General features: G+C 69.2%; 18 protein-coding genes. 13 read left to right on the top strand and 5 right to left on the bottom strand.

Going from position 1 to position 16,541, the window contains the following annotated elements; all coding sequences use genetic code 11:
* Nucleotides 1-256: 256 nt before the first annotated feature.
* From RS883_RS14815 to RS883_RS14805, 3 genes are read right to left on the bottom strand one after another with little or no spacing between them, the layout of a single operon-like run.
* Complete coding sequence (locus RS883_RS14815; protein ID WP_315760953.1) at nucleotides 257-781, bottom strand: flagella basal body P-ring formation protein FlgA; 525 nt, start codon at nucleotides 779-781, stop codon at nucleotides 257-259.
* Nucleotides 778-1,338 carry a flagellar motor protein MotB gene (locus RS883_RS14810; protein WP_315760952.1) on the bottom strand — a complete coding sequence of 187 codons (561 nt, stop codon included), beginning with the start codon at nucleotides 1,336-1,338 and terminating at the stop codon, nucleotides 778-780. Before RS883_RS14810 ends, RS883_RS14815 begins: the two co-directional genes overlap by 4 nt.
* Nucleotides 1,335-1,979 carry a motility protein A gene (locus RS883_RS14805; protein WP_315760951.1) on the bottom strand — a complete coding sequence of 215 codons (645 nt, stop codon included), beginning with the start codon at nucleotides 1,977-1,979 and terminating at the stop codon, nucleotides 1,335-1,337. Before RS883_RS14805 ends, RS883_RS14810 begins: the two co-directional genes overlap by 4 nt.
* A 511-nt stretch (nucleotides 1,980-2,490) precedes the next feature.
* On the opposite strand from RS883_RS14805, the gene RS883_RS14800 reads away from it, so the two are divergent.
* The 13 genes from RS883_RS14800 (at nucleotide 2,491) to RS883_RS14740 (ending at nucleotide 13,210) form a co-directional block, all read left to right on the top strand.
* Entirely contained in the window at nucleotides 2,491-2,844 is a 354-nt protein-coding gene (locus tag RS883_RS14800) for a flagellar basal body rod protein FlgB (RefSeq protein WP_315760950.1), read from the top strand.
* Entirely contained in the window at nucleotides 2,841-3,263 is a 423-nt protein-coding gene (gene flgC / locus RS883_RS14795) for a flagellar basal body rod protein FlgC (RefSeq protein WP_315760949.1), read from the top strand. Before RS883_RS14800 ends, flgC begins: the two co-directional genes overlap by 4 nt.
* A 2-nt stretch (nucleotides 3,264-3,265) precedes the next feature.
* Nucleotides 3,266-3,949 (top strand): flagellar hook assembly protein FlgD, encoded by a 684-nt coding sequence (locus RS883_RS14790; RefSeq protein ID WP_315760948.1) that lies wholly within the window; start codon nucleotides 3,266-3,268, stop codon nucleotides 3,947-3,949.
* A gap of 27 nt (nucleotides 3,950-3,976) precedes the next feature.
* Nucleotides 3,977-5,245 carry a flagellar hook protein FlgE gene (locus RS883_RS14785; RefSeq protein ID WP_315760947.1) on the top strand — a complete coding sequence of 423 codons (1,269 nt, stop codon included), beginning with the start codon at nucleotides 3,977-3,979 and terminating at the stop codon, nucleotides 5,243-5,245.
* 26 nt (nucleotides 5,246-5,271) lie between these two features.
* Nucleotides 5,272-6,018, top strand: coding sequence for a flagellar basal-body rod protein FlgF (gene flgF / locus RS883_RS14780; RefSeq protein ID WP_315760946.1), 747 nt, complete (start codon nucleotides 5,272-5,274; stop codon nucleotides 6,016-6,018).
* 12 nt (nucleotides 6,019-6,030) lie between these two features.
* Nucleotides 6,031-6,819, top strand: coding sequence for a flagellar basal-body rod protein FlgG (gene flgG, locus RS883_RS14775; RefSeq protein WP_315760945.1), 789 nt, complete (start codon nucleotides 6,031-6,033; stop codon nucleotides 6,817-6,819).
* A 1-nt stretch (nucleotide 6,820) separates the two neighbouring features.
* Nucleotides 6,821-7,558, top strand: a complete 738-nt coding sequence (locus RS883_RS14770) for a flagellar basal body L-ring protein FlgH (protein ID WP_315760944.1) — start codon at nucleotides 6,821-6,823, stop codon at nucleotides 7,556-7,558.
* Nucleotides 7,559-7,572: 14 nt separating this feature from the next.
* On the top strand, nucleotides 7,573-8,700 hold the full coding sequence (locus RS883_RS14765) for a flagellar basal body P-ring protein FlgI (protein ID WP_315765156.1): 1,128 nt from the start codon (nucleotides 7,573-7,575) through the stop codon (nucleotides 8,698-8,700).
* A complete protein-coding gene (locus RS883_RS14760) occupies nucleotides 8,697-9,011 on the top strand; it encodes a rod-binding protein (RefSeq protein ID WP_315760943.1) in 315 nt (104 codons plus the stop codon). Before RS883_RS14765 ends, RS883_RS14760 begins: the two co-directional genes overlap by 4 nt.
* Nucleotides 9,008-10,333 (top strand): flagellar hook-associated protein FlgK, encoded by a 1,326-nt coding sequence (gene flgK, locus RS883_RS14755; RefSeq protein ID WP_315760942.1) that lies wholly within the window; start codon nucleotides 9,008-9,010, stop codon nucleotides 10,331-10,333. Before RS883_RS14760 ends, flgK begins: the two co-directional genes overlap by 4 nt.
* Nucleotides 10,334-10,338: 5 nt before the next feature.
* The gene (locus RS883_RS14750) at nucleotides 10,339-11,208 is read left to right on the top strand and encodes a flagellin (protein ID WP_315760941.1); all 870 of its coding nucleotides are present in this window, start codon (nucleotides 10,339-10,341) and stop codon (nucleotides 11,206-11,208) included.
* 132 nt (nucleotides 11,209-11,340) lie between these two features.
* Nucleotides 11,341-12,204, top strand: coding sequence for a flagellar motor stator protein MotA (motA, locus tag RS883_RS14745; RefSeq protein ID WP_315760940.1), 864 nt, complete (start codon nucleotides 11,341-11,343; stop codon nucleotides 12,202-12,204).
* A 1-nt stretch (nucleotide 12,205) separates the two neighbouring features.
* Nucleotides 12,206-13,210 carry a flagellar motor protein MotB gene (locus RS883_RS14740; RefSeq protein ID WP_315760939.1) on the top strand — a complete coding sequence of 335 codons (1,005 nt, stop codon included), beginning with the start codon at nucleotides 12,206-12,208 and terminating at the stop codon, nucleotides 13,208-13,210.
* Here the strand turns inward: RS883_RS14740 and RS883_RS14735 are convergent.
* Both RS883_RS14735 and RS883_RS14730 read right to left on the bottom strand, forming a co-directional pair.
* Nucleotides 13,147-15,882, bottom strand: a complete 2,736-nt coding sequence (locus tag RS883_RS14735) for a TonB-dependent receptor (RefSeq protein ID WP_315760938.1) — start codon at nucleotides 15,880-15,882, stop codon at nucleotides 13,147-13,149. The two genes, RS883_RS14740 and RS883_RS14735, sit on opposite strands and share 64 nt — an antisense overlap.
* A 59-nt stretch (nucleotides 15,883-15,941) precedes the next feature.
* Entirely contained in the window at nucleotides 15,942-16,505 is a 564-nt protein-coding gene (locus RS883_RS14730; protein WP_315760937.1) for a helix-turn-helix transcriptional regulator, read from the bottom strand.
* Between the last annotated feature and the right edge of the window lie 36 nt (nucleotides 16,506-16,541).

The following is a 16,541-nucleotide window of genomic DNA, read 5'->3' as shown; positions in this document are numbered from 1 at the left end:
TCGCTACATGATCGTGGAGGAGCGCGTACGTAGCTACGAGGCGGGCGATGAGATTAATTCTGCATACGTTCCATTTCCTCGTGACGCGAGTTGGACGCCTTATTGGAAAATATCTGCACAACCGCGTGTAGGCTTTTTCGAGACTATCGAGGACGCCTTGAACGAAGGGCGGCTTATCCTCGCTAACGGCAACTAACCTGCCTGATGGCGCTCGTTCGCCCATAACCAGTTAGCGGCCTCACATCCCCGGCCGCCCTCAGTTTCCCCAGCCCGGCAGCGTAACGCGCCCCGCATCCACCGCCACCGCCTGGATCGGCGGCTTGGCCGGGTCGACCTTCACCATCAGCCTGGCGCCCTTGGCCGCGTCGCCCATCGCGACGCCGTCGCGGGTGATCGAGAAGCCGGCGCTGCCCGCCTCGACGGTCACGGGATCGCCGCGCTTGACGACGATCTCGGGCTTGGCGGCGGGGGCGACGGGCACTGGGGCGGCGGCGGCCATCATCGGTCGGGGCGCGGCGACCGCGGCGGCGCGGACGGGCACATAGATGCGCCAGACTGGCGCCATGCAGCGCACCACCACCGCATCCTTGGTGCTGCCGCGCCATTCGAGCTGCGGCAGCGGGCAGGCGGCGAGCTTCAGCCGCGTATCGACGCGGGTGATCGCGCCGCCTTCATCGCCGATCGCGTGGCCGGTGAATTGCTGGACGGCGGTGTCGATCAGCGCGGTCGACTGGAAATCGGGCGCGCCGGCTAGCGCGAGGAGGAAAAGGGCGGGGGTCATGGACGTGCTCCTAGGGCGGCAGGCGGCAATTGCCGGGCGGCAAGCGCTTGCCGCTCACCGGCAAAGCCGATCGAGATGAGGACGTGACGGCCGTTGGTCGCCGGGTCGGTGGAGATGGTGATGCGGTCGCGCGAGACGGCGCCCGATCGCACCAGCGCGGCGGCCACGGCGCGCGCGCGATCGGCGGCCAGGATCGGCGCCGACAGCGTCAGCGGATCGCGGTCCGCCTCGCTCCCGTCGGTCGATCCGGTGATGGTGACGGTGGTGCGCGCATCGCCCGCGGCGCCGCGCGCCCAGTCGACGATGTGGGCGAACCCGGGCGGCGTCGCATCCGCCACGGCAAAGCCGCGCACCGCCGCACGGTCCAGCGCGATCGGCTCGGCCTTGGGCGGCGGCGCGTCGAAGCCCTCGCGGATCGCCGCTGCCAGCTGCTGCTTGTCGAGCTGAGTCGCCTGTACGAACACGAAGAAGCCGACGAGCAGCAGACACAGGTCGGCCAGGGTGATGAGCCACAGCGGCCGGCCGGGCTCGACCGTGTCGAAGCGCGTGCGGCTCATGCCGCGACCACACCACGCGGGCGCTCGCGCCGGGCGAGCGAGACGAGCGGCGCCTCCAGCCGCTCGCGCTCGAACGCTTCGGCGCGGGCGAGGCGGCGCAGGCGGCCGGCGATCGGCTGTGCGATCAGGTTGCCGATGATCGCGCCATAGAGGGTGGCGAGCAGCGCGACCGCCATCGCCGGGCCGATCGCGGCCGGATCCTGCATCGCGGTGAACATGCGGACGAGGCCGACGATGGTGCCGATCAGGCCGAAGGCGGGCGCCGCCTCGGCGATGCTGGCCCAGACTTCGGCGGCGGCGAGGTGGCGTTCGGCGCGGGCGTCGCGGGCGCGGATTACTGCGGCCTGTACGGCCTCCGGCGCGTCGCCGTCGACGATCATGCGGACGGCGAGCGCGATGTCGGGATCGGCGATAACCGAGCGGTCGAGCGCCATCGCGCCGTGCTTGCGCGCGATGCGGGCGAGCGCGGCGATCTGGTCGATCTCGCTGTCCAGCCGGGCGCTGCGCCGGCCGAGCGTGCCGAGCGCCGCGACCGCGCGGCCGAGCTGGCCGGGCGAGAAGCGGATCAAGCTCGCTGCGGCGACACCGCCGACGACGATGGCGGCGGCGACGGGATCGGCAAAGGTCGCGATCGGATTCATGCGCGTCGTTGCAGCAAGACCCGTGCCATTGCCGCCCGGTTGCCGCTTGCCGGGGTGGCGGCAAGTTGTTGCCGGTGCCGCCCTCATGGGGTTCAAAGAAGAAGGAGAAGGTGGTTCACGCAAAGGCGCAAAGGCGCAAAGAGGTCGTGCTCGGCCGCGCAGCGGCTTTCACCAGCTCCTTTACTGTGTACGTGGGGATCACCTGGAGCGCGACTCCTCCGCGTCTCCGCGCCTCCGCGTGAGCTAACCTCCTCTCGGAAGCGGGCTGACGGCAGACTGGGTTCACGCGGAGGCGCGGAGCTGTAGGGCTGGTTCGGGCGACGCGCCCTACATCGATCGTAAGGCTATGAGAGCCGCTGTGCGGCCATAGGGCGCATCCGCTTCGTGCCTTTGCGTCGCTGCGTGAACCCACTCCCTTCTTTCTTCCGACCACGGCTAGCCAAAACTGGCACGCCCCTTGCTGTCATCCCGCCGGGACAATCCCACGCGCAGGGAAAGGAGGCGCGGGCAGATGGCGAATGAAGGACTTTTCGGCGTTCACGGGACCGCGCTCCAGGTGCGCTCGCAGCGCATGGGTGCGCTTGCCTCGAACATCGCCAACGCCTCGACCCCCGGCTACCAGGCCAAGGACATCGACTTCCAAGCGGCGATGCGCGGGGCCGAGGCGCCGGGCGGCCGCATGGACATGGCGATCCACGCCGCCACCAAATACCGCGTGCCGCTTCAGGCATCGATGGACGGCAACACCGTCGAGCTCTCGACCGAACAGACCGCCTTTGCCGAGAACGCCGTCGCCTATCAGACGACCCTCGCGTTCCTCAACGGCCGGATCAACACCATCACCCGCGCGCTGAAGGGCGAATGACCATGGCACCCGGCCAGAACCCCATGAACATCTTCCAGGTCTCGGGCCGCGCCATGTCGGCGCAGCTGATCCGGATGAACACCACCGCCTCCAACCTCGCCAATGCCGGCGCGGTCGCGACCAGCGAAGCGGCGGCGTACCGGACGATGAAGCCCGTCTTCCGCACGCATTTCGATGCGGCGAGCCAGATGTCGACTGTCGACGTCGAGGAAGTGAAGACCGCGGGCGAGGCGCCGACCAAGCGCTACGATCCCGGCAATCCGCTCGCCGACACCGACGGCAATGTCTGGGAAAGCGCGGTCGACGAGACGCGCGAGCTGGTCGACATGATGGAGGCCGCGCGCAGCTATCAGAACAATGTCGAGGTGATGCAGACGGCCAAGTCTCTCATCACCGAAACGCTGCGGCTGGGTCGCTGACGATGGCGAGCAGCTTCGACACGACGCTTGCGGGCCTGGGCATCAACCGCACCGGCGCGACCACGCCGCAGACGATCACCCGCGCGCAGCAGCAGACGCTCGGCCAGGACGACTTCCTCGCGCTGATGACCGCGCAGCTTAAGAACCAGGACCCGTTCGAGCCCGTCGACAACACCCAGATGGTCGGACAGATGGCGCAATTCTCGTCGCTCGCCGGCATCACCGAGATGGGTTCGACGCTGAAGGCGATCGCCGACAAGCTCGGCGCGTCGTCGATCGGCGATGCGATCGGCTGGGCCGGGCGCACCGTGCTGACCGAAGGGTCGGTCGCGTTCGCGCGCGCCTCTGGCGGGATCGAGGGTGCGGTCGAGCTCGACAAGGCGGCGACCGACGTCAGCGTTACGATCACCGACATGAATGGCGGCGTCCTAAAGACGATTCCGCTGGGCGCGCAGAAGGCGGGCACCGCACGGTTCGACTGGGACGGCAAGACCGAGGCGGGCGAGGATGCCGGCGCAGGACCGTTCAAGGTCAGCGTCCGCGCGAGCGAGGGCGCCGCGGCCGTCACCGCGCGCAGCCTCGTCTGGGCGCCGGTCGCTTCGGTGTCGATGGCGAGCGGCGAGCCGATGCTCACGCTCCCCGGCATCGGTCAGGTCAAGGCAAGCGCCGTCCGCTCGGTCGGCTGATTCAGATTTCGCGAAAGGAACAGGGAAATGTCCTTCTACACCTCGCTCAGCGGGCTTCAGGCCAGCCAGAAGGAAATGTCGACGATCAGCCACAACCTGGCCAACGTCGCGACCGACGGCTTCAAGAAGAGCCGCGTCGAGTTCGCCGACGTGATCGCGTCGAGCGTCACCGTCAGCCCCAATGCCCAGGTCGGCTCGGGCGTGGTGACCAAGGCGATCCGCCAGCAGTTCGGCCAGGGCAACCTGATCCAGACCGGCGGCGCGCTGGACCTGGTCGTGTCGGGCGACGGCTTCTTCGCGACCAAGCCGGGGACCGAGGGCGCGCAGATCAACTATACCCGCAACGGCAGCTTCAACGTCGATAGCGACCGCTATGTCGTCGATTCGAACGGCGGCCATCTTCAGGTCTATCCGGTCGACGGGTCGGGGACGGTGGTCGCCAGCGGCGTCGACGGCCTCGTCAGCCTGCGCCTGCCGGAGACGAGCGGCACGCCCAAGCCCACCGGCGCGGTCGGCCTGAACGTCAATTTGAATGCCAGCTCCGCGGTCAACGGCAAGGCGTTCGATCGGTTCGACGCCACCAGCTACAACCAGTCGACGCAGACCACGGTCTATGACGGCAACGGCAATCCGGTCACGATGACCAACTATTTCGTGCGGACCAAGGCGTCGACCGTCGCCGATCCCAGCAGCCAGTGGCAGGTCTATAGCTTCGTCGGCGACCAGCAGCTCGGCGTCGATGCTGCCAATCCGCAGCCGGTGACGATGAACTTCGACGGCACGGGCGCGCTGACGCAGCCGACGGTGCCGACCAAGTTCGCCGCCTTCACGCCCGCCGGCTCGACCGCCGAGCAGGCGATCAGCCTCGACTTTTCGGGCTCGACCCAGGCGGCGGCGCCCTTCACGGTCGTCAACCGGACGCAGGACGGCAAGGCGGTCGGCAAGCTCGAGTCCGTCGCGGTCGATGCCGAGGGCATCGTCCGCGCCAGCTTCTCGAACGGCGACACGACGGCGCTGGGCAAGGTGGCGCTGGCCAACTTCTCCAACCCCTCGGGCCTGCGCCAGCTTGGCAACAGCTATTGGTCGGCGACGGGGGTCTCGGGCGAGCCGCAGCTCGGCGAAGCGGGCGAGGACGGGTTCGGCGGGTTGATGACCGGCATCGTCGAGGGTTCGAACGTCGACATCACCGAGGAACTCGTCGCGCTGATCGCGGCGCAGCGCAATTTCCAGGCGAATGCCAAGGCGCTGGATACCGCGAGCCAGATCTCGCAGACCATCTTCAACATCCGCTCGTGATCGAACAGGGGGCGGGGGCTTAGGCGATGGACAAGCTGGTTTACACCGCGCTGTCGGGGCTCAAGAGCCAGATGGCGGCGCAAGGCGTGATCGCGAACAACATCGCCAACGCCAATACCGTCGGATACCGTCAGGACCGGGTGAGCTTCGAGCGGCTGATGCTGAAGGGCCAGGCGCTGGAGACGCGCTCGCCCGCCGCGGAGGAGGTCGCCGACTTCGACCGCCGCGCCGGCGCGATCGTCTCGACCGGACGCACGCTCGATGTGGCGGTGGTCAGCGACAGCTGGCTGGCGGTGCAGTCCGCCGACGGGACCGAGGCCTATACGCGCCGCGGCGACCTTCAGGTCGCGCTGTCGGGTGTCTTGGAAACCGGCGACGGCTTTCCGGTGATGGGGGAGGGCGGGCCGATCACGGTGCCGCCGCACGACCGCATCATGATCGCCGACGACGGATCGATCACGATCCAGCCCAAGGGCGCCGAGCCCGGCACGCCGATGCAGCCGGTCGGCAAGATCAAGATGGTGAGCCCGGAGGGGACCAAGACGGTCAAGGGCCTGGACAACCTCCTCCATGTCGAGGGCGGCGGCATCCTGCCCGACGACATGGATGCCAAGCTCGTCTCCGGCTCGCTCGAACAGTCGAACGTGAACCTGACGCAGGCGCTGGTCGACATGATCGAGAACCAGCGCGGTTACGAGGTGCAGGCCAACCTGCTCGCCGAAGCCAAGAAGATGGACGAAGAGAGCGCATCGCTGATGCGCATCCAGGGATAAGGAGACCCGATCATGGGTAACGCCGCCATGCACATCGCGCGCACCGGGCTCGACGCCCAGGACATGCGCATGCGGGTGATCTCGAACAATCTCGCCAACGTCAACACGACGGGGTTCAAGCGCGACCGCGCGAGCTTCGAGACCTTGGCCTATCAGGTCGTCACCGCGGCGGGCTCGGCGAGCACGTCCGAAACGCGCTACGCCACCGGCCTCAATCTCGGCACCGGCGTCCGCGTTCAGGGCACCAGCCGCATGAACACGCAAGGGTCGCTCCAGACGACTGGCAACTCGCTCGACATGGCGCTGGACGGCGACGGCTTCTTCCAGATCCAGCTCCCCGGCGGCCAGCTCGGCTACAGCCGCGCGGGCAATTTCGCGCGCTCGCCCGAAGGGCTCCTGGTGACGAGCGAAGGCTATCAGGTGATGCCCGGCATCACCATTCCGGAGGGCGCGACCTCCATCACCATCGGCGGCGACGGCACGGTTTCGGCCACGGTTCCCGGCCAGACCGAGGCGGCGCAGATCGGCCAGATCCAGATCGCCAGCTTCCCCAACGCGGCCGGGCTCCAGGCGACGGGCGACAATTACCTGATCGAGACCGCGGCGAGCGGCCCGGTCAACCTGGGCATCGCCGGTCAGGACGGCCGCGGCCAGATCCGCCAGGGCATGCTCGAGGGATCGAACGTCAACGTCGTCGAGGAGCTCGTCGACATGATCGAGACGCAGCGCGCCTATGAGGTCAATTCCAAGATGATCTCGGCCACCGACGAGATGCTGAAATATGTCAACCAGAACCTCTGAGATGCGGACGATCACGCTTCGCCGCCGCGCGCTCCCCAGCCGGTCGGGCTGGGTCGAGTTCGCCGCCGGGCTCGCGCTCGGCACCGCGTCGCTCGCGGCGATCGGCCTCGCCGCCGCGCCCGCGCACGCCCAGGTGTTCGGCAAGAGGCAGCCGCGCGAGGATTACACCGCGACCATGCCCGTCGCCGCGCCCGTGCGCCCGGCCAACGGCGCGATCTTTCAGGCGAGCGACGGCTATGCCGCGCTCTACGAGGGGCAGCGCGCCCGCCGTGTCGGCGACCCGCTGACGATCGTGCTGGTCGAGCGGACTGCCGCGTCGAAGTCGGCGACCTCCAACCTCGACAGCAAGGGCGGGTTCGGGCTGGTCGGCCCGTCGACCGGGCCGCTCAACCTGTTCAGCCCGAGCGATGCGCGCGCCAGCGGCAATCGCGGCTTCCAGGGCCAGGGCACCGCCGACCAGTCGAACGCGCTGTCGGGCGAAGTCAGCGTGACCGTCGCCGAGGTGTACCCCAACGGCACCATGCTGGTGCAGGGGCGCAAGCAGGTGACGCTCAATCGCGGCGACGAATATGTCCAGATCAAGGGCATCGTGCGGACGATCGACGTCGACGCGAACAACCGCGTCGCCTCGACCCGCGTCGCCGATGCCAAGATCAGCTACACCGGCAAGGGCGACGTCGCCCGCGCCAGCCGACAGGGCTGGCTGAGCCGCTTCTTCCAGGTCGTGAGCCCGTTCTGATGGAAATCGCCACCATGCTTCGCCGCCTGATCCCCGCGCGTCCGGTTCCCATTTGGACGCTGATCGCGCTCGCGCTCGTCTCAGCATTCGGCGCGCCGGCGCATGCGCAGCGGATCAAGGACCTGGGCGCGTTCCAGGGTATCCGCGCCAACCAGCTGACGGGTTACGGCATCGTCGTCGGCCTGCCGGGGACGGGTGACGACAATCTGGAATATACTGTCCAGTCGATGAAGGGCGTGACCGCACGCTTCGGCTTTCAGCTGCCGCCGGGGATCAATCCGGCGCTGAAGAACGCCGCGGTGGTGATGATTACCGCCGAGCTGCCCGCCTTTTCGAAGCCCGGCCAGCGGATCGACATCACGGTCGCGTCGATGGGCAAGGCCAAGTCGCTTCGCGGCGGCGCGCTGATCCTGACGCCGCTCTTGGGTGCCGATGGCCAGATCTATGCGATGGCGCAGGGCAATCTGGCCGTCAGCGGCCTGGGTGCCGAGGGCGCCGATGGGTCGAAGATCGTCGTCAACATCCCCTCGTCCGGCCGCATTCCCGATGGGGCGACGGTCGAGCGGGCGGTCGACACCGGCTTCGACACCGCGCCCGGCCTCACCTTCAATCTCGCGCGCGCCGACTTCACCACGGCACAGCGCGTCGCCGCGGCGATCAACGGCCGCTTCGGCGTGATGACCGCGCGCGCGGTCGATGCCGTGTCGGTCAGCGTCGCCGCTCCGCCGGGCGCAGACCTGCGCACGCAGATGATGGCGCAGATCGAGAACATTCCCGTCGAGGCAGCGGAGGCGGCGGCACGCGTCATCGTCAATGCGCGCACCGGCACCGTCGTCATCAACTCGGCCGTCCGCGTCGCGCCCGCCGCGGTAACGCATGGTAAACTAACCGTGCGTATCGATGAGGCTCAGCAGGTGGTCCAGCCCGCGCCCTTCAGCCAGGGCCAGACCGCCACCGAACAGCGCAGCAACGTGGGCGTGCAGGAAGAAGTGAAGCCGATGTTCCTCCTCGAGCCCGGGCCCAAGCTGGCCGACGTGGTCAAGGCCGTGAACGCGATCGGTGCCTCGCCCGCCGACCTGGTCGCGATCCTGGAGGCGCTGAAGGAAGCCGGGGCGCTCAAGGCCGAGCTGGTGGTGCTGTGACCGATCTTCCCGCCCTTTCGCAGGCGCCGAGCAGCCTTGCCACCGTGTCGACCGACACGGGGCGACTGGGCACGCGCGCCAATCTGGACGCGGCGGGCAAGAAGTTCGAGGCGATCTTTACCGGCATGATGCTGGGATCGATGCGCAAGGCCAAGCTGGCCGACGGCCTGTTCGAATCGAACGCGCTGACGCAGTTCCGTGACATGCAGGACCAGCAGCTTGCCAAGGCGATGGCCGAGCACGCGCCGATCGGCATCGGCAAGGCGATGACCGAGTTCCTGGCCAAGCAGGGCGGGGACACGCTCAAATGAGCGACCTGCTCGGCATCGGCGCCAGCGGCGTCCGCGCCTATCAGGGCGCGCTGGCGACGGCGTCGGACAACATCGCCAATGCGGGCACCGTCGGCTATGTCCGGCGCAGCCCGACGCTGCGCGAGGTCGCGGCGACCGCCGGGACGGGCGGCACGGTACAGGCGGGCGTCACGCTCGGCCTGGTCGATCGCGCCGCCGACGCCTTCCGCTCCGCCGCTGTCCGGTCGAGCGGGAGCGAACTGGCGCGCAGCGAGACCGGCATGGTCTGGCTCGACCGGATCGAGACCGCGCTCGACGGCAGCCAGCTTTCCGCCCGCATGGGCGACTTCTTCAACGCGGCCCAGAGCCTGGCCGCCAACCCCGCCGCCAGCGCGCCGCGCGCGGTGATGCTGGAGCAGGCGAGCGCCATCGCGGCGGCGTTCCGCTCGACCGGCAGCGCGCTCGCCGATGCCGCGGCAGAGATCGACGCCAATGCGCAAAGCGCCGCGACCGATCTCAGCGCCGCCGCCGCCGCGCTGGCAAAGGTCAATTCGGCACTCGGCCGCTCCGGCGGGATGCCCTCGCCGGCGCTGCTCGACGAGCGGGACCGCATCCTCGAAACGATGTCGGCGATCGTCGACACCTCCGTCAGCTTCGACGCGGCCGGTCGCGCGACGGTGAAGGCCGGCGCCGAGGGCGGCCCGACCCTGGTCGTTGGCGACCAGTCGGCGAATGTCGGCGTGACGCACGGCAAGGGCGGTGTCGTCCAGTTCCACCTCGTCATCGGCGGCGAAGCATCGGTGATCCCGGCACAGGGCGGGGCGATGGCGGGGATCGTCGATGGCGCCCAGCGCGTCGCGGACGCGCGCGCGTCGCTCGACGACCTGGCCAGCGACTTTGCCGAGGGCGTTAACGCGGTGCAGGCGGGCGGCCACGACCTGAACGGTGCCGCGGGCAAACCGATGTTCGCGGGCGACAGCGCCACGACGATGACGATGGTCCTGACCGATGGCGCGGGCATCGCGGCAGCGACGCCGGGTTCGGGCAAGCAGGGCAATGGCAACCTCGCCGCGCTCGCTGCCCTGCGTACCGGCGGCGGATTCGAGAATCGGCTGACGACGATGCAGAGCGCGACCGGCGCGGCGATCGCCGCCAAGCGCAGCGTCATCGACGCCCAATCGGCGATCCACGACAATGCCGTCGCGTCGCGCGATGCGGTGAGCGGCGTCAACCTCGACGAGGAAGCGGTCAATCTGTTGCGCTTCCAGCAAGCCTATCAGGCGTCGGCGCGCGTCATCCAGGTGGCGCGCGAGACGCTCGACACGCTGTTCCAGATCCGGTGAGCGCCATGGACCGACTTTCCACCAGCCAATTCTATGGCCGCAGCCTGACCCAGATGACCGGGCTGAACGTCAAGGCCGACAAGCTCCAGACGCAGATCGCCTCGACCAAGAAGCTGGCGGTCGCGTCGGACGATGCGGCAGGCTTCACGCGGCTGGCGGGGCTGAAGCGCGCGGCGGCGGACGACAAGGCGGTCGGCGCGAACCTCGACCTGGCGGCCGGCATCCTCGCGCAATCGGACGCGACGCTCGGCAGCATCACCGACCAGCTCCAGCGCGCCAAGGAACTGGCGATCCAGGCGAACAGCGGCACGCTGACCGCCGACCAGCGCGCGGTGATCGCGACGCAGCTCGACGGCATTCTCGAGGACGTCGCCGCGCTCGCCAACCAGAAGGATGCGCGCGGCGTGCCCCTGTTCGGCGGCGGCGGTGAAGCGGCGTTCGCGACCGGCGCAAACGGCCGCGTCACCTATGTCGGCGGCACCACGCCCGGATCGATCCCGACCGGCGAGGGCACGGCGGTCCAGGTGACCGAGGACGGCACGCGCCTTCAGGCGATGTTCGACACGCTCTCCGCGCTGTCGGCGGCGGTCAAGGAAGGCAAGGGGATCGGCGAGGCGGGCGACGCGGTCACCGCGTCGATCGATACCGTTTCCGGGATGCGCGGCAGCATCGGCGCCCGCGCCATGCGCCTCGACATGGAGATGGAGCGGCTGGACGAGGTTGCGGTCGGGCGCGAGGAAGCGCGGTCGGCGATCGAGGACACCGACATTTCCGCGACGGTCATCGAGCTTCAGAAGACGCTCACGATCCTGTCGGCCACGCAGGCGAGCTTTTCCAAGCTGACCAGCCTCAGCCTGTTCGACCAGCTTCGCTAGTTATCGTCTTCCGGATCAGGTCCGGTGCGCAAAGTGGAAGCTCGGTAACCATTTCTCGACGCTTCGGCGTCACAAGACGGGACAGGGGGTCGCCATGCGCAACCCGCGTGTGGACCCGAGGGGCAAGCGTCGATGTTTCCTGCAATCGGTTTCGTGGTGCTCATCGCGATGGTGTTCGGCGGTTTCGTCATCACCGGCGGTGCGCTCGGCCCGGTGCTACACGCGCTGCCGCACGAGATGCTCATCATCGGCGGTGCGGCGCTGGGCGCGCTCATCATCGGCAATTCGGGCCGTGAGCTGAAGGCGATGGGCGGCGGGGTGATGAAGGTCATCAAGGGCCCCAAGTACAAGAAGCAGGATTATCTCGACGTCATCTTCCTCGTCTCCAAGCTGATGAAGATGCTGCGCGTCGAGGGGCCGATCGCGCTGGAACCGCATGTCGAGGATCCCAAATCCTCCGCGCTGTTCGCCGAATATCCCCGCATCCTGGCCGATCACGCGCTGACCGGCCTGATCGCCGATACGCTCCGCCTCGTCGTCGTCTCGTCGGGCACGCTCGACGTGCACGCGGTCGAGGAGGTCATGGACAACTCGATCAAGACCCACCACCACGAGGTGCAGGGGCCGCAGACGACGCTTCAGGGCCTGGCCGACGCGCTCCCCGCGCTCGGCATCGTCGCGGCGGTGCTGGGCGTGGTGAAGACGATGGGCTCGATCGACAAGCCGCCCTCGATCCTTGGCGCGATGATCGGTTCGGCGCTGGTCGGCACCTTCCTGGGCGTGCTGCTCGCCTATGGCATCGTCGGCCCGCTGGCGACGCGGCTCCAGCAGGTGATCGACGCGGACGCCGCGATCTATCACACCGTCAAGCAGATCATCATCGCCTCGCTCCACGGCCATCCTCAGCCGCTGGTGATCGAGGCGGCGCGGTCTGGCATCGCGCACCACAACCAGCCCGGCTTCGCCGAGGTGTTCGACGGTCTGAGGGGTAGGTAAGGTGCCCGCCGCCCGGGCGCCGCACGGCAACAACCAGCCGCCCAAGATCATCGTCAAGAAGGTGTTCGTCGAGGGGCATGGCGGCCATCACGGCGGCGCGTGGAAGGTCGCTTATGCCGATTTCGTGACGGCGATGATGGCGTTCTTCCTGCTGATGTGGCTGCTCGGCGCGACGACGGAGAAGCAGCGCAAGGCGCTGGCCGACTATTTCACGCCCACACTGATCGAGCTGAAGCAGAATTCGGCCGGGTCGAACGGCATGTTCGGCGGGTCCAGCCTGACCGACAAGGACAATTATCCCAATCGCGCTGGCCAGACGGGCACGCGGTCGATGACGATCCCGATCGGCGCCGATGGCGGCAACCGCGAGGGGTCGGGCGAGAAGGGCACGCTGAAGGACCAGTCGGCGATGCGGCAGGAGGATCGCAAGAACTTCAGCCGGATGCGCGCGACGCTTCAGGCCAAGATGAAGCAGGACGGCCGCATGGCCAAGCTCGCGCGGCACATCCGCTTCGTCCAGACGCGCGACGGCATGCGCATCGACCTGGTCGACGATGCCAAATACTCGATGTTCGACCTGGGGACAACGGTGCTGGTGCCGGAGGCGAATTCGCTGATCGGCATGATCGCGTCGAGCATCGGCGGCATGGAAAACCCGATCATGATCCGCGGCCATACCGATTCGCTCGGCTATGACGATCCGCTGCGCATGAACAACTGGATGCTGTCGAGCGGCCGGGCCGAGGCGACCCGCCGCCGGCTGGCGAGCGGCGGCGTCGGCGAAGCGCGGTTCGAGCGGATCGAGGGGGTGGCGGATCGCCAGCCGATGATCGTCGACAACCCCAGCGACCCGCGCAACCGGCGCGTGGCGATCACCTTGCTCTATCGCCGCTCCGGCTTCGGCGACGATGCACCCGCCGGGCCGATCCGCGCCGTCGCCGATCAGAACAGCTTGCGCAGCTCCACCCGGAACGAGCGCCCCAGCGGGTCGAGCAAGGCGGGCTGAAGCCCCGGCGGCGTCGCGCCGTTGGCGTCGGTGACGCGGATGCGCCGGTCGAGCAGGTTGTCGAGCCGGAGCGACACGCGCGCGCCGCGCAGCCACTCGGTCTTCGGCGCGACCTGGCCCAGATTGGCGAAGCCGCGCAGGTTGAGCGTGAACAGGCTGCCGAAGCGCAGATCTTCCGCGGGGGTGAGGCCGGTGACGCGCGTCGCCGACTGCCAGTCGGCATTGACGCGGATGCCCAGGCCATCCTTGGTGAAGCCGCTCCGCAGCTCGACCTGATGCCGCGGCTGACCGCCCCGCGCGCCGACCGCGTCGCCGCCCAGCAGATCGAGCTCGGGCAGGCCGTCCCGAATGAGGATGCGATCCTTGAGCCGAAGCGTATGGAACAGCGCGAACTGAACGCGGCCGCCGCCACCGAAGCCACCGCCGCCGCGCCCGCCACCACCGCGCCCGCCGAAGCCGCCGCCGCGCGGTCCCTCGCCGCCGCCGGCGCGGCGCGGGCGCTCGCCGGCATTTTCGCCGCCCTCGCGCCGCCGTCCCTGCGGCGCTCGGTCGCCGAGCGCCTCGCGCAGGACCGCGCGGGGGTCCTGCCCGGCCTCACGCGCGGCGCGCACGCGGCGCTGGAGCGTGCCGGTGACCGGCAGCGACAGGTTGATGCCCCAGCGAAGCTGAGACCGTTCGGTCCGCGCGAAGTTGATCGGGCGCGTGTCGATCTGGACCAGCCGCCCGCCATCGCCGCGCAGGAAGCGCTCCGGGAACGCGGCCTGGATCGCGGCTGTCGCGGCGGGGAAGCTCGCGATCGCGCCGTCGATGGTGTTCGCGGTATAGTCGGCACGCAGGTCGAGATCGAGGTCGGCGATCGGCCGCCAGTTCGCGCCGAGCTTCAGCGCATCGCGGCGGTCGGCGGTCAGGCCGGGATTGCCGCCGGTGATCTCCGTTACGTCGACCGTCTGGCCGAGCACATAGTCGAAGGTGCGGACGTTCGGCGTCAGCAGGAACGGCGCGCCGATCTGTTGCGGGGTTGGTGCGCCCTCCTCATGCGTGCGTGAGGCCAGGAACCGAAGGCGCGGGGCGGGCGACCAGTTGGCGCCGTAGCCGACCGTCGTCAGCGTGCCGAAGTCGGAGAGCTGCTCGACCGCGCCGTTGAGGTTGAACGACAGGTCGCCAAGGCCGGCGAGCACATCGCGGCGGCGGCTGGCAATCGGCAGGTCGAAATTGACGCGTGCGCCCGCATTGCGGCGCGTGACGTCGCTCGTCTGGATGAAACCGGCGCGGTTCGATCGGCTGTCGAGGTCGCGGCTGCCGACACCCATGCGGAACGATGCGCCGACGTCGCCTGCGGGCAATGTGAATAGGCTGCCGTTCGCCAGCCCCTCGAGCTCCGCGGTGTTGCTGACCGATCGCGCGGTGTCGCTGGCGGCTAGGCCGAGCGAGGGGAGCGCGGCGAACGGATTGACCGCGCCCGTCGCGACCCCGGCGCGATAGTCGTCGAGGGCGAGGCGGCGCTCGGTTTCCGTATCGGTTTGGCTGCGATCATAGCTGCCCGTCAGCGTCCAGCGCCACTCGCCGGCATTGCCGTTGGCGCTGAAGCCAGCCTGCACGCTGCGCGACCGTGTCTCTCGCGTCAGCGCGCTGGTCGCGTCGGAGTATCGGAGTACGCGCACGTCGCTGTCGAAGGGCGAGAAGGGGCTGGCACCCGGCAGCGTCACATCGATGGTGGGCAGGCCGACCAATCCTTGCGTGTTGCTGGCGGTGAACCCCAGATTGGCGGTGGCGGCGATATCGCCGGGCAGGTTGCGCGAATAGACCGCATTGCCCTCGACCGACCGCGTACGCGGCCGCAGCGTGCGGAACGCGCCGAGATCGGTGAGCGACGGCGCATTGGCACCCGCCGCGAAGTCGGCAAGCGACGGGTTTGCGCCCGTGACGGGCGCGGCGGTGACGGTCTGCCCGGCGAGCGCGGTCAAGGCCGGGTCGATCTCGCCAAATCCGTTCGCGGCGACGACGTTGCCGCCGAGCGAGTAGGGGAGGCCCGCGGGGTTGAGGAGGAGGTTGCGCTCGGCCTCCGTCAGCGCGCTTTCGCCCGAGACCTCCATGTCGATGTTGAGCCGGCCGCTGCGGTTGATGCGCAGGTAGTTGACGTCCGCCTCGCTCCTCGCGCTGCCGCTCGCGGTGGGCGCGCCGCCCTCCAGCTCCGCCGTGATCGCGCGGAAGCGGCGGCGAAGGACGATGTTCACCACGCGCTGATCGGCGGGATAGCCGTATTTGAGCGCGACTTCCTCCGGCAGGATCTCGACGCGGGCGATCGCCTCGGTCGGGATGTCGCGAATCTCGCGCAGGCCGGAGATGCGGCGTCCTTCGAGGAGCAGCACCGGCCCTTCGCCGCCGCGCCCCCGGCCGCTGCCGGTCTGCGGCGACAATTCGGTGAGCAGCTCGGCGATGGTGCTGACGCCGAATGCGCGGACATCGGCGGGCGAGAGCGTCTGTTCGGGCGGAATGTCGCCAGCGACCGATCCGCGCGGACGCTGGCCGGTGACGACGATCTCGCCGCCTCCATCCTCGGTTGCCGCATCGGCCTCGTCGGCGGCGGTGTCGGCGAGTTCTCCCGAAACCGCTTGCGCCTGGGCGGCGGCGGGCAGAGCGAGGACGATCGGGAGAAAGGCAAGGTTACGCATGATGACTCCGGCGCGAAACGCGTCGAGGTCGATTAGGCCCCGCCTGTCGCAGAAGTTTGTCAGAGTGCGCGGACGAGCCGCACCGCCATCGCCAGCCATGGCGGGTCGGCGGCGACGATCTGGCGCGCGCCGGGGCCGGGGGGCAGGAGCTGGAGGCGGCCGCCGTCGCGGTCGATCATCCGTCCGAACACGAAGCGGCCGGCGGGGCGGGGCACCAGCACGTCGCGATTGAGCGCACGGCCGAAGCGGGCGGGGTCCAGCCGCTCGCACCAGAGCTCGTCGCCTGCGCGATAGTCGCCGATGCTGCCGGTGACGCGCACCGCGACGAGGCCGGGGGCGAGGACGGGCGGCACCACCTGCTCCGCCCGCTGCGGTGCGCGAGCGCCCTCGCCGCCGAGCAGCGCCGCGACGGGGAGTTCGGGGCGCTCGGGCAGGCGGACGAGGTCGGCCGCCTCGACGCCGAGCGCGGCGGCGATGCGGTTGAGCCAGGCGACCGAGACGGTGCGCGTCCCCGTTTCGAGCCGGCCGATCGTCTGTGCCGTCGTCGGCGGCTGGCAGGCGCGCGCGACGTCGTCGAGCGTCAGGCCGCGGGCGCGGCGGACTTCGCGGATGGCGGTAATCATCGGCACGGCTCCTAACCGGATCGGTTCGCACCCTGT

It is taken from the genome of Sphingomonas sp. Y38-1Y (assembly GCF_032391395.1).
Taxonomy (GTDB): Bacteria; Pseudomonadota; Alphaproteobacteria; order Sphingomonadales; family Sphingomonadaceae; genus Sphingomonas.
The sequence above is the reverse complement of the archived record's forward strand: the minus strand, read 5'-3'. Positions and strand labels throughout refer to the sequence as shown.

Bases quoted from the DNA above. Each gene is read 5' to 3' on its own strand.
- RS883_RS14815 (WP_315760953.1), bottom strand. From the start codon at position 781: ATGACCCCCGCCCTTTTCCTCCTCGCGCTAGCCGGCGCGCCCGATTTC.
- RS883_RS14810 (WP_315760952.1), bottom strand. From the start codon at position 1,338: ATGAGCCGCACGCGCTTCGACACGGTCGAGCCCGGCCGGCCGCTGTGG.
- RS883_RS14805 (WP_315760951.1), bottom strand. From the start codon at position 1,979: ATGAATCCGATCGCGACCTTTGCCGATCCCGTCGCCGCCGCCATCGTC.
- RS883_RS14800 (WP_315760950.1), top strand. From the start codon at position 2,491: ATGGCGAATGAAGGACTTTTCGGCGTTCACGGGACCGCGCTCCAGGTG.
- flgC (WP_315760949.1), top strand. From the start codon at position 2,841: ATGACCATGGCACCCGGCCAGAACCCCATGAACATCTTCCAGGTCTCG.
- RS883_RS14790 (WP_315760948.1), top strand. From the start codon at position 3,266: ATGGCGAGCAGCTTCGACACGACGCTTGCGGGCCTGGGCATCAACCGC.
- RS883_RS14785 (WP_315760947.1), top strand. From the start codon at position 3,977: ATGTCCTTCTACACCTCGCTCAGCGGGCTTCAGGCCAGCCAGAAGGAA.
- flgF (WP_315760946.1), top strand. From the start codon at position 5,272: ATGGACAAGCTGGTTTACACCGCGCTGTCGGGGCTCAAGAGCCAGATG.
- flgG (WP_315760945.1), top strand. From the start codon at position 6,031: ATGGGTAACGCCGCCATGCACATCGCGCGCACCGGGCTCGACGCCCAG.
- RS883_RS14770 (WP_315760944.1), top strand. From the start codon at position 6,821: ATGCGGACGATCACGCTTCGCCGCCGCGCGCTCCCCAGCCGGTCGGGC.
- RS883_RS14765 (WP_315765156.1), top strand. From the start codon at position 7,573: ATGCTTCGCCGCCTGATCCCCGCGCGTCCGGTTCCCATTTGGACGCTG.
- flgK (WP_315760942.1), top strand. From the start codon at position 9,008: ATGAGCGACCTGCTCGGCATCGGCGCCAGCGGCGTCCGCGCCTATCAG.
- RS883_RS14750 (WP_315760941.1), top strand. From the start codon at position 10,339: ATGGACCGACTTTCCACCAGCCAATTCTATGGCCGCAGCCTGACCCAG.
- motA (WP_315760940.1), top strand. From the start codon at position 11,341: ATGTTTCCTGCAATCGGTTTCGTGGTGCTCATCGCGATGGTGTTCGGC.
- RS883_RS14735 (WP_315760938.1), bottom strand. From the start codon at position 15,882: ATGCGTAACCTTGCCTTTCTCCCGATCGTCCTCGCTCTGCCCGCCGCC.
- RS883_RS14730 (WP_315760937.1), bottom strand. From the start codon at position 16,505: ATGATTACCGCCATCCGCGAAGTCCGCCGCGCCCGCGGCCTGACGCTC.